At 70.1% G+C, this 20,946-nt stretch carries 17 protein-coding genes; 12 read left to right on the forward strand and 5 right to left on the reverse strand.

The features are described 5' to 3' along the window. Positions 1–391: 391 nt before the first annotated feature. From WHN02_RS17140 to WHN02_RS17150, 3 genes are all read left to right on the forward strand, one after another. The gene (locus tag WHN02_RS17140) at positions 392–2,335 is read left to right on the forward strand and encodes a CRTAC1 family protein (RefSeq protein WP_434739746.1); all 1,944 of its coding nucleotides are present in this window, start codon (positions 392–394) and stop codon (positions 2,333–2,335) included. Then, on the forward strand, positions 2,332–3,396 hold the full coding sequence (locus WHN02_RS17145; protein ID WP_350896614.1) for an enediyne biosynthesis protein: 1,065 nt from the start codon (positions 2,332–2,334) through the stop codon (positions 3,394–3,396). Before WHN02_RS17140 ends, WHN02_RS17145 begins: the two co-directional genes overlap by 4 nt. 146 nt (positions 3,397–3,542) lie before the next feature. After that, positions 3,543–4,556, forward strand: a complete 1,014-nt coding sequence (locus WHN02_RS17150) for a methyltransferase (protein WP_434739747.1) — start codon at positions 3,543–3,545, stop codon at positions 4,554–4,556. A gap of 47 nt (positions 4,557–4,603) precedes the next feature. On the opposite strand, the gene WHN02_RS17155 is transcribed toward WHN02_RS17150, so the two are convergent. Continuing rightward, on the reverse strand, positions 4,604–5,257 hold the full coding sequence (locus tag WHN02_RS17155; protein ID WP_434739748.1) for a TetR/AcrR family transcriptional regulator: 654 nt from the start codon (positions 5,255–5,257) through the stop codon (positions 4,604–4,606). 300 nt (positions 5,258–5,557) lie between these two features. On the opposite strand from WHN02_RS17155, the gene WHN02_RS17160 reads away from it, so the two are divergent. The 5 genes from WHN02_RS17160 (at position 5,558) to WHN02_RS17180 (ending at position 11,400) form a co-directional block, all read left to right on the forward strand. Continuing rightward, positions 5,558–6,523 carry a PDR/VanB family oxidoreductase gene (locus WHN02_RS17160; RefSeq protein WP_434739749.1) on the forward strand — a complete coding sequence of 322 codons (966 nt, stop codon included), beginning with the start codon at positions 5,558–5,560 and terminating at the stop codon, positions 6,521–6,523. A gap of 82 nt (positions 6,524–6,605) precedes the next feature. Further along, positions 6,606–7,841 carry a cytochrome P450 gene (locus WHN02_RS17165; protein ID WP_350896618.1) on the forward strand — a complete coding sequence of 412 codons (1,236 nt, stop codon included), beginning with the start codon at positions 6,606–6,608 and terminating at the stop codon, positions 7,839–7,841. 255 nt (positions 7,842–8,096) lie between these two features. Then, positions 8,097–9,605: an MFS transporter gene (locus WHN02_RS17170; protein WP_350896619.1), complete on the forward strand. Its 1,509-nt coding sequence runs from the start codon at positions 8,097–8,099 to the stop codon at positions 9,603–9,605. Between the two features lie 81 nt (positions 9,606–9,686). After that, positions 9,687–10,991, forward strand: coding sequence for an aspartate aminotransferase family protein (locus tag WHN02_RS17175; RefSeq protein WP_434739750.1), 1,305 nt, complete (start codon positions 9,687–9,689; stop codon positions 10,989–10,991). Positions 10,992–11,103: 112 nt separating this feature from the next. Beyond that, a complete protein-coding gene (locus WHN02_RS17180) occupies positions 11,104–11,400 on the forward strand; it encodes a DUF1905 domain-containing protein (protein WP_434739751.1) in 297 nt (98 codons plus the stop codon). A 125-nt stretch (positions 11,401–11,525) separates the two neighbouring features. On the opposite strand, the gene WHN02_RS17185 is transcribed toward WHN02_RS17180, so the two are convergent. After that, a complete protein-coding gene (locus WHN02_RS17185; protein ID WP_434739752.1) occupies positions 11,526–12,287 on the reverse strand; it encodes an SDR family NAD(P)-dependent oxidoreductase in 762 nt (253 codons plus the stop codon). 230 nt (positions 12,288–12,517) lie between these two features. Between WHN02_RS17185 and WHN02_RS17190 the strand changes: the two genes are divergently transcribed. Continuing rightward, positions 12,518–12,904: a YciI family protein gene (locus tag WHN02_RS17190; RefSeq protein ID WP_350896623.1), complete on the forward strand. Its 387-nt coding sequence runs from the start codon at positions 12,518–12,520 to the stop codon at positions 12,902–12,904. 25 nt (positions 12,905–12,929) lie between these two features. Beyond that, positions 12,930–14,138 (forward strand): RNA polymerase sigma factor, encoded by a 1,209-nt coding sequence (locus WHN02_RS17195; RefSeq protein ID WP_434743984.1) that lies wholly within the window; start codon positions 12,930–12,932, stop codon positions 14,136–14,138. A gap of 64 nt (positions 14,139–14,202) precedes the next feature. Here the strand turns inward: WHN02_RS17195 and WHN02_RS17200 are convergent, their stop codons facing one another. The 3 genes from WHN02_RS17200 to WHN02_RS17210 all read right to left on the reverse strand — a co-directional run bounded on the left by WHN02_RS17200 (position 14,203) and on the right by WHN02_RS17210 (position 17,647). Next, positions 14,203–15,438 (reverse strand): cytochrome P450 family protein, encoded by a 1,236-nt coding sequence (locus WHN02_RS17200; RefSeq protein WP_350896624.1) that lies wholly within the window; start codon positions 15,436–15,438, stop codon positions 14,203–14,205. A gap of 65 nt (positions 15,439–15,503) precedes the next feature. Further along, positions 15,504–16,343, reverse strand: coding sequence for an alpha/beta fold hydrolase (locus tag WHN02_RS17205; protein ID WP_350896625.1), 840 nt, complete (start codon positions 16,341–16,343; stop codon positions 15,504–15,506). 143 nt (positions 16,344–16,486) lie between these two features. Next, a complete protein-coding gene (locus WHN02_RS17210; protein WP_434739753.1) occupies positions 16,487–17,647 on the reverse strand; it encodes an epoxide hydrolase family protein in 1,161 nt (386 codons plus the stop codon). Between the two features lie 253 nt (positions 17,648–17,900). On the opposite strand from WHN02_RS17210, the gene WHN02_RS17215 reads away from it, so the two are divergent. Then, the gene (locus WHN02_RS17215; RefSeq protein WP_434739754.1) at positions 17,901–19,328 is read left to right on the forward strand and encodes an FAD-dependent oxidoreductase; all 1,428 of its coding nucleotides are present in this window, start codon (positions 17,901–17,903) and stop codon (positions 19,326–19,328) included. A 58-nt stretch (positions 19,329–19,386) separates the two neighbouring features. Further along, positions 19,387–20,877: an MFS transporter gene (locus WHN02_RS17220; protein ID WP_434739755.1), complete on the forward strand. Its 1,491-nt coding sequence runs from the start codon at positions 19,387–19,389 to the stop codon at positions 20,875–20,877. Positions 20,878–20,946: the final 69 nt, after the last annotated feature.

Below are 20,946 nucleotides of genomic sequence, written 5' to 3' on the forward strand. Positions count from 1 at the left end.
CGTCCGACGACCTCCGCACCTCCGCACCTCCGCGTCGCGCCGCCAGCCTCACCGGGCTCGGCGGCGCGATTCTTGTTCACATCAGGTAAATGATTCACGTGATGAGTCGGAATCGGTGATATCCGCTTTCTGATTGATATAGATCTTCGACAATGAGCAATTGCTGAGAAGACGTCTCCGGGTCGGTCGGTGAAGATATCGGTGGCCGCACTTTCGGGGTCGATCCTTCCGGAGATCCCGAGGCGAGCCTGTGTCATGGCCGGTCCTGACGCCTGCCACCGCGCGCTACGGCGCGGACCGCGATGCGGAGCGTCGGTCGGCCGTCCCGACGTCGTCTCGTTTCCGAGGGGGACCGTTGCCATCGCAACCAGTAAGCCCACTGCGTCGTCTCATGGCACCCATCCTGGTGCTCGTGCTGGCGGCCACGATGTTCCTCGTCGCACGCCTGCCGAGCGCCTCGGCGGACACCCGTGCCGAGATCGCCGGCCGATTCGCGTTCACGGAGTTGCCGATCGAGCTGCCACCCGGTCTGCCGGAGCGCAGCATCCGTACCGTCAATCCCAAGTACGAGCACATCCGCTCCTGGATCTCGTCGGTCGGCGCGTCCATCGCCGTCAACGACCTCGACGGCCAGGGTGTCGCCAACGACATGTGCCTGGTCGACACCCGCAGCGACGCGGTGATCGTCACGCCGGTGCCGGACACCGGTGCGACGTACCAACCGTTCGTGGTGGACCCGGCGCCGCTGCCGATGGGCTCGACCATCGCCCCGATGGGCTGCACACCCGGCGACTTCAACCTCGACGGCCGGATGGACCTGTTGGTCATCTACTGGGGTCGTACCCCGGTGGTCTTCCTGCAGAAGGAGGGTGCCACGGCCCTGAGTAACGACACGTACCAACCTGTCGAGCTCGTTCCGCAGCAGCGCACCGACGACGGTGTCTACCGAGGGCCGCTGTGGAACACCAACGCGGTCACCGTGGCCGACTTCGACGGAGACGGCAAACCCGACATCGCACTGTTCAACTACTTCCCGGACAGTCAGGTGCTCGACCCCGAGGGTCTGCCCAACGTGCAGATGAACCACTCCATGTCGCACGGCCACAACGCCGGCGGCGCACACGTCCTGCGGTGGAGCGGTGCGACGTCGGGGGACGACCCGACGGTGACCTACGAGGAACAGGTCGCCCTCGACCCGCGGTACGCCACCGGCTGGACCCTCGGTGCGGCCTCCGCCGACCTCGACGGGGACCTGCTACCGGAGCTGTACCTCGCCAACGACTTCGGCCAGGACCGGTTCTTCCACAACGTCTCCACTCCCGGCCGGATCCGGTTCAACCTGGCCGAGGGGGTCCGCACGCCCCTGACGCCCAAGTCGCTGGTGCTCGGGCACGACTCCTTCAAGGGCATGGGGGTCGACTTCGCCGACCTGCACGGTCGGGGACGGTTCGACATGTTCGTCAGCAACATCACCGAGTCCTGGGGGCTGGAGGAGAGCAACTTCGTCTGGCACAACACCGCCGCGTCCCCGGAGGCTGCCCGGGAGCAGTTGAGTCGGGGGATCGCTCCCTTCGAGAACCGGGCGGCCCGGCGCAACCTCGCGTGGGTCGGCTGGGGTTGGGACGTGAAGATGGCGGACTTCGACAACAGCGGTGGCCTGGAGGTCGTGCAGGCCGCAGGATTCATCAAGGGCGACATCAACCGGTTCAACTGGCTTCAGGAACTGGCCATGGCCAACGACCTGATGCTGCGGGAGCCCGCCATGTGGCCCAACGCCAAGCCCGGCGACGACATCGCCGGCGGCAACCCGGTGGCCTTCTGGGTCCGCGAGGACAATGGTCGATACGTGAACCTGAGCCCGGAACTGGGGCTGGACGAGGACACGCCCTCGCGGGGGATCTCCGTCGCCGATCCCGACGGCGACGGCGCGCAGGACATCGCGGTCGCCCGACAGTGGGGCGCACCCGCCTACTTCCGTAACACCCGCGGCGACAGCGACAACCATCTGTCGCTGCGGCTGAGCCGGCCGGCCCTCGCCGCCGACGGACGTACCCCGTCGACCACCGGCACGTCACCCGCCTACGGCGCGCACGTCACCATCACGACCGCCGACGGTCGGACCCAGGTCGGACAACTCGACGGTGGTGGCGGGCACTCCGGACGGCGCAGCTTCGACGTCTTCTTCGGTCTCGGCGACGCGGCCGACCGTCCGGTCTCGGTGCAGCTGTGCTGGCGAGACCTCAACGGCCAGACACACCGACAGACGATCGACCTGACCGCCGGCCGGCACGACCTGCTGCTGACCGACCGAGCCGAGGAGTTGAACCGCCGATGACGGACGTCAAACCCGTCGAGGACGCCCGCGGCGTCCTCACCACGGCAAGCCCGGACACCGCCGGGCGTAACGGCGGCAACCCCGTGCCGCGGCAGCAGGCCGGTGGCGACCGGCCGGGCGTACCGCCCCGGGTGGACAGCCGCGACCCGCGCTACATGGCGCTGCGCAACTTCGCGATGTCCATGACCGTCTTCAACATCCTGGGCTACACCGTCCTCGGCTTCGAGCAGCCCTGGACCTGGCCCTTCTTCGCCCTGGCGATCGGCTATGCCACCGAGATCCTGGTGGAGACGGTCGCCGCGCGGGCGACGGGCCGGTCGGCCGCCTACAGCGGAAACGGCATGTGGGGCATGTACACCTTCCTGCTGCCCACCCACATCACCGCGCTCGCGGCCAACATGCTGCTCTACGCCAACGACAACTTCTGGCCGATCGGCTTCGCGGTCGTCGTGGCGGTGGGGCAGAAGGCGCTGCTGCAGGCACCGATCCGGGGTCGGATGCGGCACTTCATGAACCCGTCGAACTTCGGCATCACGGCAACCCTGTTGGTCTTCTCCTGGGTCAACGTCGCGCCGCCGTACCACTTCACCGAGAACGTGCCGGACATGATCAGCATCCTGATCCCGATCGTGATCGTGACCGCCGGCACGGTCCTCAACGCGATGCTGACCAAGAAGGTCCCCCTGATCGTCGGCTGGCTGGGCGCCTTCATCATCCAGGCGTTGGTTCGGCACTGGATCTGGGACGTGTCGTTGTGGGGCGCGCTGGTGCCGATCACCGGCGTGGCGTTCGTGCTGTTCACCAACTACATGATCACCGACCCCGGTACGACCCCGACAGCCGGTTGGATGCAGTTCATGTTCGGGGCGAGTGTGGGCATGGTGTACGGCGTGCTGATGGTCTTCAACATCGTCTACACCACCTTCTTCGCCGTCACGATCGTCTGTCTGCTGCGCGGCCTGTTCTGGTGGGGGAAGTGGCTCCTGGAGCGCAAGCACCGGGACGTCTCCCTGGACCCGGCTCCACCGCCGGCCGCGGTGGCCCTGCCGACCGCCCGCTGACCGACCCGACACGCCGATGCCCGCCGACCGGACCGATCCGATCCGGTCGGCGTGGCACCGGTGCCGACGCGGCACGTCCGAAGAGGACGCCCCGGCACCGCCGCCGACACAATCGATGCGTGTCGGCGGCGGTGGCAGGAGGAAGCATGAACGACGGTGAGGCTCCCCGGATCGGTCTGCGGGCGTTGGCCGACCTGGCGACACCGATGGCGATCCGGGTGGCGGCGACGCTGCGGATCGCCGACCACATCGCGGCCGGTCGACGTACCGCTGCGGAGATCGCCGCGGCGACCGGATCCCACGCCGACGCGCTGGACCAGGTGTTGCGGCACCTGGTCACGACCGGGTTGCTGACCCGGGACGCCACCGGTGGGTACGCCACCACCGAGTTGGGCGAGCAGTTGCGCGACGACCATCCCGGGGGTCGACGTCGGTGGCTGGACGTGGACGTCGGGGTCGGCCGGGGCGACCTGTGCCTCATCGACCTGGCCCACACGGTGCGTACCGGGCAACCGGCATACCCGGTCCGGTACGGCCGGACGTTCTGGGACGATCTCGCCGCTGAGCCGGCCCACTCGGCGGCATTCGACGCGCTGATGGGACGGCACATCGAGACCGAGGCCGACGGGGTGGCCCGGTGCTACGACTGGGCGGCACTGGGGCACGTGGTGGACGTCGGCGGCGGCAGCGGCGCCCTGCTCGCGACGCTGCTGCACGCGCACCGGTCGATGACCGGGCTGGTGCTCGACCTACCCGGTCCGGTGTCGCGGGCCCGCCGTCGGTTCGCCGAGGTCGGACTCGCCGATCGTGCCAAGGCGGTGACGGGCAGCTTCTTCGACCCGCTGCCGCCCGGTGCCGGTGGATACCTGCTCTCGGCGGTGATCCACGACTGGGACGACGAGGCCTCGGTGGCGATCCTGCGGCGCTGTGCCGAAGCGGCCCGTCCGCACGGCGTGGTGCTGCTGTTGGAGGCCGTCGGCGTGGACGGCGAGTCGGCGAGCACGGCGATGGACCTGCGGATGCTCGCCTACAACGGAGGCCGGGAACGTGGGCTGACCGCGCTGGGTGATCTCGCCGGGCGGGCGGGTCTGACCCTGCGGGCCGTCCATCCGGCCGGGCGGGCCGCCTACCTCTCGCTCATCGAGCTGGTGCCGGTGTGAACAGCGGTCGGTGGCCCGGCCGGTCCCGACCCCCCGAGCCCGACGACCTAGGTGTGCTGCCCGGGGTCCCGGTTCGTGACGCCTCTGATGATCGAATCCACCACGTGCGCGGCGAGCCGGTCGACTGTGCCCCGATCCTGGTGCCGCAGTGGTCCCCGAACTGCCAACTCGGCGAACCCGTGTACCGCCGACCAGCAGGCCCATTCGGCCCCGACGCGGCGTTCGGTACTGATGACACCGGCTGACTCCAGGCCGTCGAGGGCGTCCATCAACAGTTGGTACGGCGCTGGAACCTGACTGTCGGTCAACAGGTCCCGGCTGTCGTCGGGCGGCTCGTCCTGGGTCAGGACCGCCACCTCGAACCAGCCCGGCTCGGTCAGGGCGAACCGGATGTAGCCCAGGCCGACGGCGCGCAGCCGACGGAGAGCGAGGGTGGCCTCGTCCTCGTGCTCCGCGTTCTCGGCCGCGCCGTCCAGCATGCTGCCGACCATGTGCTGCTGCGCCTCGACCGCGACGGCGGCGACGAGCGCCTGCAGGTCGGCGAAGTGCCGGTAGGCGGCGTTCGGGCTCACCCCGATCGAGCGGGTCAGCTCGCGCAGCCCGAGTGCGCCCAGCCCGCCGCTGCGGGCGAGCCGCAGTCCGGCCTCGACCAACGCCGTGCGCAGGTCGCCGTGGTGGTACGGCGTCGACCTGGTGGTCACTGTCCTGTCACCTGCCGCTTCCGGGTCGTTCTCGGGATGGCGGCCAGCCTAGAAGGTGCCCCGTGCGGCGGCGGCCGGACGAGGTGTCCGCGTGCCGCAGGTCGCAGTCCCGGGCAGGCATTCGTACCCGGCCGTGCGCAGTGCGCAATCCGGAAGAAGACGGCGTGGGGCCGGGCGTGCAACGGTTCGGAAAGCGTCGGTCACCATCTGTCGTCGGACAGTTGCGCGGCCCGACGCGCCGGTGCGGTGCGGACGCACGGTCCGGCCCGGTCGAGCCGACGGTGGAGGACCTTCGATGGGATGGTCGAGGTGAGCGGGGCGGTGCCGGCCCGGCGGCTGCGGCTGCGCGTCGCGGCCAAGCGGACCGTCGCCGACGGCGTCGTCGCACTGGAACTGGTCGACGCCGAAGGCGCCCGTCTGCCGGACTGGACCCCCGGCGCGCACGTCGACCTGGTGCTGCCGTCCGGGCACACCAGGCAGTACTCGCTGTGCGGCGACCGGTGGGACGCGTACCGGTACCGCGTCGCGGTGCTGCGCGAACCGGACGGCCGAGGCGGCTCGGCGTACGTCCACGACGTGCTGCGGGTCGGCGACCGCGTCGGTGTGGGTGGGCCGCGCAACAACTTCCCCCTCGTACCGGCCGGACGGTACCTGTTCGTGGCCGGCGGCATCGGTGTCACCCCGCTGCTGCCGATGGTCCACCAGGCACAGTCGGTGGGCGCGGACTGGCACCTCCTCTACGCCGGGCGCAGCCGTCGGACGATGGCGTTCCTCGACGAACTCGCCGGTCACGGCGACCGGGTCGAGGTGTGTGCCACCGACGAGCGGGGCCGGCCGGAGCTGACCGGTCGGCTGCGCGTGGTCGACGCCGGCCGCCGCGTCTACTGCTGCGGACCGGCCGGAATGATCGACGCGGTGGCTGCCGCGTGTGCCCACTGGCCGCCGTACACGCTGCGTACGGAGCGCTTCGCCGGGCGCGAGGTCGCACCGGTGCGGGACGAGCCGTTCGAGGTCGTGCTGGCTCGTAGCGGAGCCCGCCTGCGGGTGTCCCCGGGCACGACGGTGCTGGACGCCCTCCGCACGGTGGGTGTCGACCTGCTGTCGTCATGCCGCGAGGGCACCTGCGGCACCTGCGAGACAGGCGTCGTACGCGGCGAGGTCGACCACCGGGACGCGCTGCTCACCGACGAGGAGAGGGCAGCCGGTGACCTCATGTACCCCTGTGTCTCCCGCTCCCGCGGGGACCGCCTCGTCCTGGACCTGTGAGATGGCCGGTCCATCGCCTGCCACCCGGGACCCCCTCGGTCACCCGACCGGTCACAGCCCGCACCCTCCGGAGGCCGCCCCGATGACCGAGAACCCCGCTCCCGTGCCGCCCGGACCGGTGGTGCCGGTCAGCGACGTCGACCCGTTCGACCCGGCGGTCCTGGCCGATCCGCACGACTTCGAGGCCGAGCTGCGCGCCGCCGGGCCGGTGGTGTTCCTACCGGCCCACGGGGTCTACGGCATCGCCCGCTACGACGACGTCCGTGCCGTGCTACGCAACTGGCAGGTGTTCGAGTCCGGGGCCGGGGTCGGGCTGTCCAACTTCAGGACCGAGAAGCCGTGGCGTCGACTCAGCGCCGTCGTGGAGGCCGACCCGCCACACCACGACGCCCCCCGCAGGGTGCTGTCCGCGCTGCTCGGCCCACGGGCCCAACGCCGACTGCGGGCGGAGTGGACGGTGGTGGCCGAGGAGATGGTCGACCGGCTCTGCGCCGGTGCCGTCGGCGGGGTGGTCGAGTTCGAGGCGGTGTCGGCGCTGGCCGAGGCGTACCCACTGCGGGTCTTCCCGGACGCGCTCGGCATTCCGGACCAGGGGCGCGACAACCTGTTACCGTTCAGCGACTTCCTGCTCAACGCGTTCGGTCCCCGCAACGAGCTCGTCGTGGCGGGTGCCCCACGGGCGAAGCGGTTGTCGGACTGGGTCGACGAGAGCAGCCGGCGGCAGGGTCTGGCCGAAGGCGGCTTCGGGGACCAGATCTGGGCCGCAGCCGACCGTGGGGAGCTGACTCCCGACCAGGCTCCGCAGGTGCTGCGGTCGCTGTTCGCGGCGGGGGTGAACACCACCGTCCACTCGATCGCCGCCACGCTGCACGCGCTGGTCACCCACCCGAAGCAGTGGGAGCGACTCCGTGACGAGCCCGGTCTGGCCCGGGTGGCGTTCGACGAGGCGGTCCGTTGGGCCTCCCCGGTGCAGACGTTCTTCCGGACCGCCCGGGGGCAGGCGCGGGTGGGCGACGCGGTCATCCCCGACGGGGCCAAGGTCCTGTTGTTCCTGGGTTCGGCCAACCGTGATCCGCAGCGGTGGCCCGATCCGCACCGTTACGACCTGTCCCGTGACCCCTCGGGGCATCTGGGTTTCGGCTTCGGGCTGCACCAGTGTGTGGGGCAGAACCTGGCGCGCCTGGAGGCGGAGTGTCTGCTCGGCGCACTGGTGTCGAGGGTGCGGCAGTGGGAGTTGGCCGGCCCTGCGCGACGTCGGCCGAACAACACCCTGATGGCCTGGGACGAGGTGCCGGTACGGGCGCGGTTGCGGCGATGACGGGACGACTCGCGGCACGCGATCCAGCCTCGTTGCCCATGTCGTGCGCTGCGGTATACGGTGTGAACATCGCCGAACCTCACCGAAGAAGGTCGATGCATCCGTCAACCGTCCAAAATGGACTCAAGTCGACTGGTGGTCGACGCGCGATCCGTCTCCTCAGGTGCGAACCGGTGGGACGGAGACCCTTCGGTCTGGTCGTGGCCGCCCTACATGCCGTCCGCACGTCGAATACATGATCAAGGGAGATTTCGCGTGACCACCGAAGACCTGAGCACCACCACGGAGGCGGGCAAGTCGCCGACGGCGGGCCCGACACCGGCGCCGCCGGACCCACGGCGGTGGACCGTGCTGGCGGTACTCTCCGGGCTTCAGTTCATGATCCTGCTCGACATGACCGTCGTGAACGTCGCCCTACCCCGCATCCAGGACAGCCTCGGGTTCTCGGCCGCCGGCCTGGCCTGGGTGGTCAACGCCTACGTGCTGGCCGCAGGCGGCCTGCTGATCCTGGGTGGACGGATGGCCGACGTGTTCGGCCGGCGGAAGCTGCTGCTGACCGGTGTGGTCGTCTTCGCCGTGTCCTCGGTGGTGTCCGGTGCGGCGGTCGAACCGTGGATGATGGTCGCCGGCCGCTTCGGCCAGGGTCTCGCCGAGGCCCTCGCCGCGCCCGCCTCGCTGGGCCTGATCGCCCTGCTGTTCACCGACCCCAAGGAACGCACCAAGGCGGTCGGCATCTGGGGCGGCATCATCGGCCTCGGCGGCACCCTGGGCTACGTCATCTCCGGCGTGCTCACCGACCTTGCCCACTGGCGGTGGATCTTCTTCATCAACCTGCCGGTCGCCCTGGTCGTGCTGTTCCTCATCCCCCGGATGGTCCGGGAGAGCCGGATGGTGCGCAAGGACGGCCAGAGCATCGACGTGCTCGGTGGCCTCACCCTGACCCTCGGTCTCGTCGGGGTCGTCTTCGGTCTGCTGCACGCCGCCGAACACCCGTGGGGATCGGCCACCGTGCTGGGTCCGCTGCTCGGTGGCGTGGCCCTTCTCGGCCTCATGGTGCTCGTGGAGAGTCGGACACGTGACCCGCTGATCCCGTTGCGTTTCTTCGCCAACCGCACCCGGACGGCCGTCAACATCGCCACGGTGCTGTTCATGGCCGCCTTCATCTCGTACACCTTCATGCTGACCCTGTTCGAACAGCAGGTGCTGGGCTACTCGCCGTTGATGAACGGCCTGGCCTGGCTGCCACTGAGCGTCGCCATGGGCGCCGGTATCGGCCTGGGCACCACGCTGGTGCCGAAGCTGGGTATCCGGAACATGGCGGCCTTCAGCTACATCGGCGCGGGTGTGGGGTTGTTCCTGACCAGCCTGGTATCCGCCGACAGCTCGTACGTGATCGGCATCCTGCCCGGCATGCTGGTCTTCGGGCTGTTCGCCGGTGCCAGCATCCCGGCGACCACCACCGCGGCGCTGCACAAGGTCACCGGCCAGGACTCCAGTCTGGCGTCCGGACTGCTGACCACCTCGCAGCAGATCGGTGGCGCGCTCGGTATCGCCGTACTCGTCACCCTCGCCCTGCGGCAGGCCGGGTCCGCTGTCGAGCGCGGTGTGTCCGAAGCCGCCGCCGCCACCGAGGGCTACACGCTGGCCTTCCGGGTCGGCTCGATCCTGTTGGTGCTCGGCGGCATCCTCCTGATGGCCCTGGTGGAGCGGGTGGACACCGAGGTGCGTGACCCGGTGGCCGAGCAGATCGCTGCCGCCCGCTGACGGCCGAGCACTCAATCCGGTTCGGTGCGGACACCTGACGTCCGCACCGAACCGGTCCACCGATGCAGAGAGGCGACCGAGATGAACGCAGCCCGGATCACCCGGCACGCCGACGAGCGGGCCGACCTGCTCGCCGTGGACGCCGAGCACCTGTGGCACCCCTGGTCGCCCACCCGGGTCAACCCGGAGGTCGTCCTGGCCGTGGCCGGACAGGGCTGCGACGTGTGGGACGCCGACGGCAGACGATTCCTCGACGCGAAGTCCTCCGGTCTCAACGCGACCCTCGGCTACGGGTGCCACGAGATCGTCGAGGCGGTGAGCGCCCAACTGGCCCACCTGATGACCTACGACATGGGGGAGGGTGCCAACGTACCCGCCATCCGGCTCGCGCAGCGCATCGCGGAGCTGGCCGCCCCCCGGCTGAGCCGTACGTTCTTCTGCAACAGCGGCTCGGAGGCGGTGGAGGCCGCCATCCGGATCGCCCGCTTCCACCACGCCGTGCTCGGCGACCGGGACCGGACCCTCATCGTCTCGTTGCCGAACGCCTACCACGGGGCGACCATGGCTGCGGCTGCCTGCGGAGCAGGCAGCTCCCCGGTCGCCGCACAGGTCACACCGGCCGACTTCGTGACAGTCGACGGCTTCGCCCCGACCGTTGCCGGCGGCGGTGTCGACGCCCTGCGTGACCTCCTCACCGAGCAGGGGCACCGGATCGCCGCCGTGCTGATCGAGCCGGTGCAGGCCCGCGGCGCGCACGTCGTACCCGACTACTACCTGCGCGCCGCCCGCGAGTTGTGCGACAGGTACGGCGTGCTGCTCGTCCTCGACGAGGTGACCACGGGTTTCGGCCGGACCGGACGGATGTTCGGCTACCAGCACGCCGGGATCGAGCCGGACGTCGTCTGCACCAGCAAGGGGCTGGCCGCCGGCTACATGTCGATCGGTGCGGTGACCACCACGGAGAGTGTCTTCGAGGTCTTCGACAGGAACCGGACCCTGGCCGGTTTCGTCCACGGGCACACCCACTCCGGGCATGCCTCCGCCTGCGCGGCCGGCCTCGCCGTCCTCGACTACCTTGCGGCCCACGACGTCCTGGCGAACGTCCGGGCCCGTGGTGAGCAGCTGCTCACCGGTCTGGCGGAGCTGCGGTCGTTGCCCTCCGTGTCGGTCGTCCGTGGCCGGGGTCTGCTCGCCGCCGTCGAGTTCGACACCCCGCGACGCGCCGGACAGGTACGTCGTCTGATGAAGGACAGTGGCGTGCTGGTGCGGCGGACCGGACCGAACATCGTCGTCGCGCCACCCCTGATCATCAACGCCGACCAGGTCGACCGGATCACCAGCGGCCTGGTGGCTGCCGCCGGGGCCGCCCGGCCGGACCCACACTGACCGACCCGCCGCGCCGATCACCCAGCGGATCGACGAACTTCCGTCATGATTGGAACTGCAGGGCCCCGCGCCGGCTCACGTTCCATCGGACCCGAGAAAGAGAGAGCGGACAATGGCCGAGACCAAAGCGAAGACTCCGCAGAGTGTCGACACCACGTTCACGGTGCCGATCACGAAGGACAACAACAGTGGCTGGAGTTGCGTGGTGATGGAGGACTCCGGAGAGTTCTTCGGCACCCGCCGGGCAGTGAAGATCGGTGGCACGATCGACGGCCAGCCGTTCGAAGCGACCATGCTGCCGGTGGGGGGTGGCAACCACATGATTCCGATCAAGGCCGCGCTACGTAAGCTCGTGGCCAAGGAGCAGGGCGACGAGGTGACCGTCCACATCAAGCAGCGCTTCTCCTGACCGTTCGCGGCCGCCCGGCGACCGCCGGGCGGCACCCGCGACCGGCCGCCGCCGGTACTGCCGGCCAGGGGGCCGTGCTCGCGGCAGGCAGTGCCGCAGCCGGGACCCGGCACCGGCGCGACGCGTCAGCGGAACACCCGCGCCATGACCCGGCGGGCCACCGGCCGCGGCGCGTGGTCGAGGGTGAGCGTCATCATCCTGGTGATCACGCCGGGGACCGTGACGGTTCGGCCGGCGTCCCAGCCGCGCATGGCACCCGCCACCACCTCGGCCGACGTGGTGTGCCCTGGCGTCTTCTCCACCTTGTCACCGAGCCCCGCGACGTCGCTGAACTCGGAGATGGTGGGGCCGGGGCAGAGCGCCATCGCCCGGACACCGGTGCCCTGCAACTCGGTCGAGAGCGCCTCGGCGAACGACAGCAGGAATGCCTTGCTGGCGCCGTAGGCGGCCAGGTAGGGCGTCGTGACGAAGCCGAGCGAGGAAGCCACCACGATCACACCGCCGGAGCGTCGCTCGACCATGCGGGGCACCACCTGGGCGGTCAGGTCGACGGTGGCCAGGACGTTGAGATGAAGCATGCTCAGGGTGTCCACGCGGTCCGCCTCGGTGAACTTCCCGTGCAGTCCCCGGCCGGCGTTGCAGACGAGCAGGTCGGCGCCGCCGAGTTCCTCGGCGCGCTCCGCCACCGCTGCGATCGCGCCCTCGGCGGTCAGGTCGCGGACCTCCGGGATGACCCGCCCCCCGGTCGCCTCGGCGAGGTCGTCGAGCCGGTCGCCGCGGCGGGCCACGGCCAGGATCCGGTAGCCCCGGTCGGCCAGCACCCGGGCGAACTCAGCGCCGATGCCGGAGGAGGCTCCGGTGACCACGGCCAGCGGTGCATCGGACATGGCTGCTCCCATCATGTCGTGCGGACTCGGGCTGTGAGTCGAAACTACGGCCCGTCCGGCGGCACGTCTTCTTGCGGAGTGCCGTGTGGCATCACGCCGGTCGGGTGTGCGAGCCTTGAACGCATTCTTCGGGCGAGAATGTCGTCACCCACCCGTGTCGAAAAGCGCGTGGTGGCTCCGACTCCTTTGTAGAGGGCGGTCCGACGCCCACCGACCCGAAGGAGAACCCGATGAAGTACCTGATCCTGCTGCACAGCAACCCGACGACCTGGAAGCACCCGATGTTCCTGCAGGACGCCGGCCTGTCACCGGAGGAGGCCGACGCCCGGATGGCCGCGTTCGGCGAGTTGATGGAGGAGGTCTCCAAGTCCGGCGAACTGGTCGGTGGGCAGGCGCTGTCCGACCCGGGCCTGACCCGGACCGTCCAGATGCGCAACGGCTCCCTGACGGTCACCGACGGGCCGTTCGCCGACTCGAAGGAGCAGATGGCCGGCTACTTCGTGGTCGACTGCGACAGCATCGACCGGGCGGTGGAGATCGCCTCTCGGCTTCCCGACGTTCACGAGGGCGTCGCCGAAGTCCGACCGATCATGGAGGACTCCGGCGAAGAGATGTGACGAGCCCGGCGACGGGACCGAGGATCTGCTGCGTGCACTCGCACAGCAGGTCCTCGGTCTGCTCGTACGCCGGTACCGGGAGTTCCACGCCTGTGAGGACGCGGTGCAGGAGGCCCTGCTCGCCGCACTGGTGCAGTGGCCGCGTGACGGCGTACCGGACAATCCCCGGGCCTGGCTGCTGACCGTCGCCACCCGTCGTCTCACCGACGCCTGGCGCAGCGACTCGGCGCGGCAGCAGCGGGAGCGGAGCCTCTACCTGTCGACGCCGGCCGACGAACTGGTCGCGCAGGCACCGCCGGACGAGGCACCACCGGGCGACGACACGCTCACCCTGCTACTGCTGTGCTGCCATCCCGCGCTGTCCCCGACCTCGCAGATGGCCCTCACCCTGCGTGCCGTCGGCGGCCTGACCACCGGCCAGGTGGCCCAGGCGTTCCTGGTGCCGCAGCTCACGATGGGCCAGCGGATCAGCCGTGCCAAACAACGCATCCGGGAGTCCGGACTGGTCTTCCCCCTCGGCGCCGAGGACGAGCGGGAACGGATGCCGGTGGTCCTGCACGTGCTCTACCTGATCTTCAACGAGGGCTACACCGCCTCGTCCGGATCCAGCCTCGACCGCCCCGACCTGACCCGTGAGGCGATCCGGCTGACCCGTGAGCTCCGCAGGCGGCTGCCCGACGACGGGGAGGTGAGCGGACTGCTGGCGCTGATGCTGTTGACCGAGGCCCGCCGTGCGGCCCGTACCAGTCTCGACGGGCTCCTGGTGCCCCTCGCCGAGCAGGACCGTAGCCGCTGGGACTGGGGTCTCGTCGCTGAGGGAACGGATCTGGTCACCGGCGCGCTGGCCGCGGGGCAGGTGGGGCCGTACCAGCTCCAGGCGGCGATCGCGGCACTGCACGACGAGGCCAAGTCGGCCACCGACACCGACTGGCCGCAGATCCTCGCCCTGTACCACCTGTTGGAACACAGCTGGCCGAGTCCGGTCGTCCAGCTCAATCGGGCGGTGGCCCTCGGCATGGTGCGCGGCCCGGCCGTCGCCCTGGAACTGCTCGACTCCCTGGCGGCTGACACCCGGATGGCACGGCACCACCGGCTGCACGCGGTCCGTGGTCACCTGCTGCTGATGGCCGGGGACCGGGTCGGTGCCCGGGAGTCCTTCGAGACCGCAGCCCGTCTCACCACCAGTCTGCCCGAGTGGCGTTACCTGACCACCAAGGTGGCGGAGCTACCCTGACCCGGCCGTGACCGTGGCCACCGTCGGCGTCGGACGGTGGCCACGGATCGTACGCTCGACCTGGTCAGGCGGACACGGTGGCCGGTGCCCCCAGCCGGACCGGTAGCGCCCGGTGACCGTTCATGATGAAGGTGCCCTGCGGCTCCAGGTCCTCCGGTGCGACCGCCAACGACATGTCGGGGTAGCGCTCGAACAGGGCCGGGAGGGCGATCTTCAGCTCCAACCGGGCCAACGGGGCGCCCAGGCAGAAGTGCGAGCCGTGGCCGAACGACAGGTGCGTCTTGTCGGCACGGTGCACGTCGAACTCGGTGGCGGACTCGCCGTGCACGTCCGGGTCCCGGCCGATCTGGGTGAAGCCCATCAGCACCGGGTCTCCCTTCCGGATGACCACCCCGGCGATCTCGACGTCGTCGGTGGCGAAACGCAGCGGCAACTGCGCGACGGGCGCCTCCAACCGGAGGGTCTCCTCGATCACGTCGTCCCAGGACACCTCACCGGAGCGGACCTGCGCGCGCTGATCCGGGTGGGTGAGCAGGTTCAGGACCGCGTAGCTGAGGGCGTTCATCAGCGTCTCCGAGCCGGCGCCGAGCATGAGGTGCAGAGTGCCGACCATCTCCTCGTCGGTCAGCCGTCCCTCCTCCTCGTGGGCGGCCAGGACGACGCTGGTCAGGTCGTCGCCCGGCTGCTGACGCTTGAGCTCGGCGAGGTCGTACAGCTCCTGGTGCCACTGCTCGACGTTGGCCTCGGCCTCCTCCCCGCTGATCGAGGTGGTGACGTTGACGTTGGCACCGCGCAGCACGGCACTGCGGGCCGACGCCGGAACGCCGAACATGTCGCAGATGACCCGTGCCGGCAGCGGCGTGGCGAACTGCCCCTTGAGGTCGACGACCTCGTCCGGGCCGACGGTGGCCAACTGTCCCAGCAGGTCGTCGACGATCTTCTCGATCAGGGGCCGGGTCTGCTCGACCTGCTTGGGGGTGAAGCCGCGTGACACCAGCTTGCGTAGCCGCAGATGGTCGTCACCGTCGTTGGTGGTCATGTTGTCCATCAGCAGCCAGCCGATCAGCGGCCAGTTGGACGAGACCTCTCCGCTGGTGTAGGCGGGCCAGCTCTGCGGGTCCTTGCTGAAGCGGGGATCGGACAACACCTCGCGGGCGGCCTGGTAGCCGGTCACCGACCACGCGACCACCCCACCCGGCAGCTCGACCTGGGACACCGGACCGTTCGCGCGGATGCGGGCTCCCTCGGCGTGGACGTCCCGGCCGGCGGTGTCCAGGACGACGGGACAGCGATTCTCCATCGGACGACTCCTACTGATCGGTGAGAACTGACAGGCACGTGGTCGGGTCCCCTACGGTGCGGGCGTCACTCGAGGAAGAACTCCGTCAGCAACGGGGTGCCCAGCTTCTGGTTGAACAGGTGCCCCTCGCTCGGCATGCTCACGAAGCGCCCCTGTGGGATGCCGTCGGCCAGTGCGCGGCAGGTCTCCAACATCCAGGAGGCACTGTCGCTACCGCCGATGACCAGGGTCGGTACGGTGACGCGCGCCAGCAGGTCGACGGGGACGGCGTCGGCGTCGTCGCTGAGGATCGCGTCGTAGACCACGGTGGGCGCGAGCGCCTCGAAGGACGGCCACACCGGGTGCAGTTTGAACTTCTCGATCACCTCGTCGTCGAAGAAGACGTCTTCCTTGAGGAAGAGGGCGACGGTGTCGGTGCGGCGGTCCGCGGCGATCAGGCGGCGCAGTTCGTCGAGGTAGCCGGGGGGGACCCGGGGGCCGCCGTACGGCGGTTCGTACATCGCGAGTCTGGCCATCGGCACGCCCGCTGCGGCAGCCTGCACGGCGATCATCCCACCGGTGCAGTTGGCGAAGATCGAGGCCGGCTCACCGGTCGCCGCCAGCACCGCCGCCAGGTCCTCGACCTCGCGCTGCACGTCGTACTCGGCGCTCGGGTGGTGGCCGCTGCCACCTCGGCCGCGTCGGTCGTAGTTGAACACCGTGAAGCTGCCGGACAACGCCTCGGCCAGGTTGGCGAACATCGCCTTCTCGTTGAGGCCACCGCCGAGTATCACCATCGGCGGGCCCTCCCCGGACCGTTCGAAGGCGATCGTGGTGCCGTCGGCCGACCGTACCGTCTCGAGTTCGAGACCGCGGACGCCGAATCCGACGTTCTCCAACTTGGCCGTCGTGGCCTGTTCCACCATCTGTAAGCTCCTCGAAGATCGGTCCAGGACCGGCGGGGCGGGCGGTACCCGACACCTCGCCGCCTACGCTAGGCCGCCGGTCGGGCGGAAACCTCTTCCTGATTGCTCAGGCCCGGCCGAGGGCACGGACGCCGGTGTCGTGCTCAGCCGCCGGTGATCCGCCGACGGAACGACCGCAGATCGGCCACGAACAGCTCGGGCTGTTCGAGGGCGGCGAAGTGCCCTCCGCGAGGCTGCTCCGCCCAGTGCACGATGCTCGGCATCCGCTGCTCGGCGAGCCGCCGTACGGGCAGGGTGATGTCCTGCGGGTACACCGCCACACCCAGCGGGCCCGGCACCGCCGGCAGGGGTTGGGGCGCGGTGGACGAGGTGGGCAGGAACGGGGCGTTGTCGTAGTAGAAGTGCGCCGACGATCCGGCGGTCGCGGTGAACCAGTAGAGCGCGGCGTTGGTGAGCAGCCAGTCCCGGTCCACGGCATCCTCCGGGACCTTGTCCGCGGCGGTCCACTCGAGGAACTTCTCGACGATCCAGGCGAGCTGCCCCACCGGTGAGTCGGTCAGGGCGTAGCCGAGGGTCTGTGGGCGGGTCGCCTGGACCTTCATGTAGCCCTGGCCGTCGGTGGTCTCGGCCAGCTGCTGCAACCGGGCCAGATCGGCGGGCTCCAACCCGTCGAGTTCGTGCGGGTCGCCGGTGGGCGGGGTGAACAGGAAGTTCACGTGGGTTCCCAGGACGTGCTCGCTGTCGGTGAGGCCGAGCAGCAGGCTGACGAAGGTGCCCAGGTCCCCGCCCTGTGGCAGGTATCTCCGGTACCCGAGGGAAGCCATCAGCGAAGCCCACATCCCGGCGACCCGGGGAACGGTCCACCCGTGCTCGGTGATCGGGCCGGAGAAGCCGAAGCCCGGCAGCGACGGCACCACCACGTCGAACGCCTCGTCGGGGTCGGCGCCGTGGGCCCGGGGGTCGGTGAGCGGCCCGATCACGTCCAGGAACTCGACGAAGGAGCCGGGCCATCCGGGGGTCAGCAGCAGCGGTACGGCGTTCGGCTCGGGGGAGCGGACATGCAGGAAGTGCACAGTCGTCCCGTCGAGGGTCGTCAGGTACTGCGGGAACTCGTTGATGCGCGCCTCGGCCGCACGCCAGTCGAAGCCGTCGATCCAGTAATCGACCAGTTGTCGGAGGTAGTGCTGCGGGACCCCGCGGCTCCACCCCACATCGGGCGTCGGATCAGGCCAGCGGGTGGCGGCGAGGCGGGAACGAAGGTCGTCGACCGCATCCTGCGCGATGTCGACACGGAACGGACGCATCAACCGGTTCCTCTCTCGGTGGGACTGGCAGGGCGGACGCTACAAGCCGGAGGGTCGGTTGCGTACCGGCGTCGAGCGGAAGCGCAAGAAAGAAGACGTGTCTTCGACGGTCGCCAATGGACAGCACGACGACGGGGATGCGTCGTCGGCGGTCGGCAGTGGACAGCGCAAGAACGGAGAAGTCGTCGGCCCACGGTTCGCCTAGCGTTTCCGGCAACGCTCAGGTCCGTACCGTCGAGGAGGCGAACGCCCCATGGCAACCAAGATCGGCGATCACGCTGTCGTGCTTGGCGGCAGCATCGGCGGGATGCTCGCTGCTCGAGTCCTCGCCGACGCGTACCACCGGGTCACCGTCGTCGACCGGGACGACGTCGCCGCCGTGGGGCCGCAGTTGCGTCCGGCCATCTCCTGGGCCGGGCACATCCACGCCCTGTTGGAACGCGGCAGGCAGATCATCAGCGAACTCTTCCCGACCTTCGTCGACGACATGATCGCGCTCGGGGTGCCGGTCGGTGACTACGGATCGACCTGCCACTACTACTTCAACGGCCGGATGTTCGCCGTCACCGACACGGGAATGGCGTGCGTCGCCGCCAATCGACCGGTGATCGAGGACTACCTCCGCTCGCGCACGTCGGCGCGCCCGGAGGTGGTGGTCCGTGGTCGTACCGACATCGTCGGGCTGACCGCCTCCGCCGACCGCTCCCGGATCACCGGGGTGCGGGTCCAGGCCCGCGACGGTGAGCCGGGCGCGGGACAGGAGGAGGCCATCGAGGCCGACCTGGTCGTCGACGCGACCGGACGGGCGTCCCGCACGCCACGCTGGTTGGAGGAGTTCGGCTACACCCGGGCACCCGAGGAGAAGGTCCACATGGACCTGACCTACACGACCATGGACTTCCTCGGTCCGCTGCCGTACGACCCGCTCGGCGAGGACATCGCGCTGGTGCCGACCGCGACGCCGGCGTTCCCCCGTGGCGGGATCTTCGCCCGCCTCGCCGACCGGTACGCCCTCACCCTGACCGGGATCAACGGCGACCGCGCCCCGACCGACCGGGAGGGTTTCCTCGCGTACGCCAAGACCCTGCCGGAGCCGGCGATCTACGAGGCGATTCGTGACGCCGAGCAGCGGGGCCCGGCGACGAGCTTCCGGTTCCCGGCGAGCATCCGGCGCCGCTACGAGCAGTTGCGCCGGTTCCCGGCCGGATACCTGGTGATCGGGGACGCGGCGTGCGTGTTCAACCCGGTGTACGCCCAGGGTATGACGGTCGCCGCGATGGGCGCGGACGTGCTGGCCAAGCAGTTGGCCCGGGGTGTCGAGCCGACACCGGGGGCGTACTTCCGGGACCTGGCCAAGGCGACCGACTCGCCGTGGATGATGTCCGCCGCCGCAGACCTGGGCTACCCGCAGGTCCGTGGCCGTCGTACCGTGGCGACCCGGCTCGGGAACGGATACATGTCGCGGGTCATGGCGGCGGCGGCCACCGATCCCGAGGTGGCCCGAGGCTTCATGCGCACGATCTCACTCATCGACCCCCCGCAGGCGTTGATGAAGCCGGCCATGCTCAAGCGGGTCCTGCTCGGCACGGGTGCCGGGAAGCCGACGACCCTGGCCGACCTGCACCGGTCGCGATCGACCCCACCGGCGCCGACCGTGGCGGATCCGCGACACCCGCGGTGATCCACAGGTCCAGCCGACGACCATCCCTTCCCCTCTCGATCTCCTGCGAGGAGTCTCGTTGACCCGTTCCCGGTCGTTCGGTGTGCGGTCTGCCGCCGACACCGCTGCCATACCGTCGTCATGGGCGGCACTGGTGCTGCTCTGCGCCGCGAACTTCGCGGTGCTGCTCGACTCACAGAGCGTCATCCTGGCGCTACCCACCCTCGCCCGTGACCTCCAGATGTCCGCCGGCGAGGCGCAGTGGGTGCTCAGCGCCAAGCTTGTCACCTTCGGTGGTCTGCTCATCCTGGGTGGGCGGGCCGCCGACCGGCTGGGCCGTCGCCGGATCTTCCTGATCGGTACCGCCACCTTCCTGGTCAGCTCGGCCGTCTGCGGGCTGGCCTGGAACGGTGGCGTGATCATCGCGGCCCGCGCGGTGAGCGGCGTCTCGGCGGCGCTGATGGTGCCGACCGCGCTGTCGATCCTGCTCGCCGTCTTCCCCGAGGGACGTCGGCGCAACATGGCGCTGGCCGGCTGGGCCGGCATCGGAGGCATCGGTGCCACGGCGGGTCTGCTCGTCGGCGGCCTGCTCACCGAGTCGCTCGGTTGGCAGTGGGTCTTCTTCATCAATGTGCCGTTGGCCCTGATCGTGCTGGCGTCCGCTCCCGTGCTCCTGCCCGAGAGCCGGGCAGCCCGACAGCCCGGAAGCTACGACGTCGCAGGCGCTGTCACCAGCACAGCCGCGTTGGTGGCGTTGATCCTCGCCGTGGTGCGGGCCCCGGCAGCGGGTTGGACGAGCGCCTCGACCCTGGGGCTCCTCGTCGCGGCGGCGGCGCTGCTCGGGGTGTTCGCGGTCGTCGAACGGCGGTCGTCCGCGCCGCTGGTGCCGCCGACGTTGCTGCGACGTCCGGCCCTGGTCGGCGGCAACCTGGTCACCGTCACGATGGGCATGGCCGCGTTCGGTCTGTCCGTCACCATCTCCATGTACGGCCAGGTGGTGCTCGGATACGGTCCGCTGCGCTTCGGGGTGCTCCAGTCGGTCATGCCCACCCTGGCGTTCGTGGGCGCCTACGTCGGCCAGGCGGTCGTCACGCGGATCGGCTTCAGGCCGGTGGTGGCGGCGTGTCTGGTCCTGATGGCCGCCGGTTCGCTGCTGCTGTCCCGGGTGCCCGTCGAGGGCAGCTACGTCCAGGACATCCTCTGGGGTCTGGTGGTGTTCGGTCCCGGCCTCGGGGCGGGCACGGCGGCTGCCTCGGTGGCCGCGTTGTCTCGGGTCCCCGAGCGCGACAGCGGGGTGGTGTCCGGCCTGAACGTCGCCTCGTTGCAGGTCGGTGGTGCGCTCGGCGTGGCAGTGGTCACGTCGGTCACCGCCTCCTTCACGGCCGCGCCGGGTGGGCCGGTCGAGATGACCGCAGGACTGCGGGCCGGGTTCCTCGCGTGCGCGGTGTTCGTACTCGTCGGTCTGGTGCTGGGCCTGCTCCTGCTCCGCCGCTCCGCTTCGACCTCCGACGGTCGTGAGACCGCCGATCGCCCGCCGGCGTCCCGGCCCGAGGCGGCGCTGCCCGGTTGAGATCACCCGTCGACACATCGGACGGCCCCGTCGGCTCACAGCCGGCGGGGCCGTCCGATGACGTGGTGC

This window comes from Micromonospora sp. SH-82 (assembly GCF_051132485.1).
In the GTDB taxonomy this organism is placed as follows: Bacteria; Actinomycetota; Actinomycetes; order Mycobacteriales; family Micromonosporaceae; genus Micromonospora.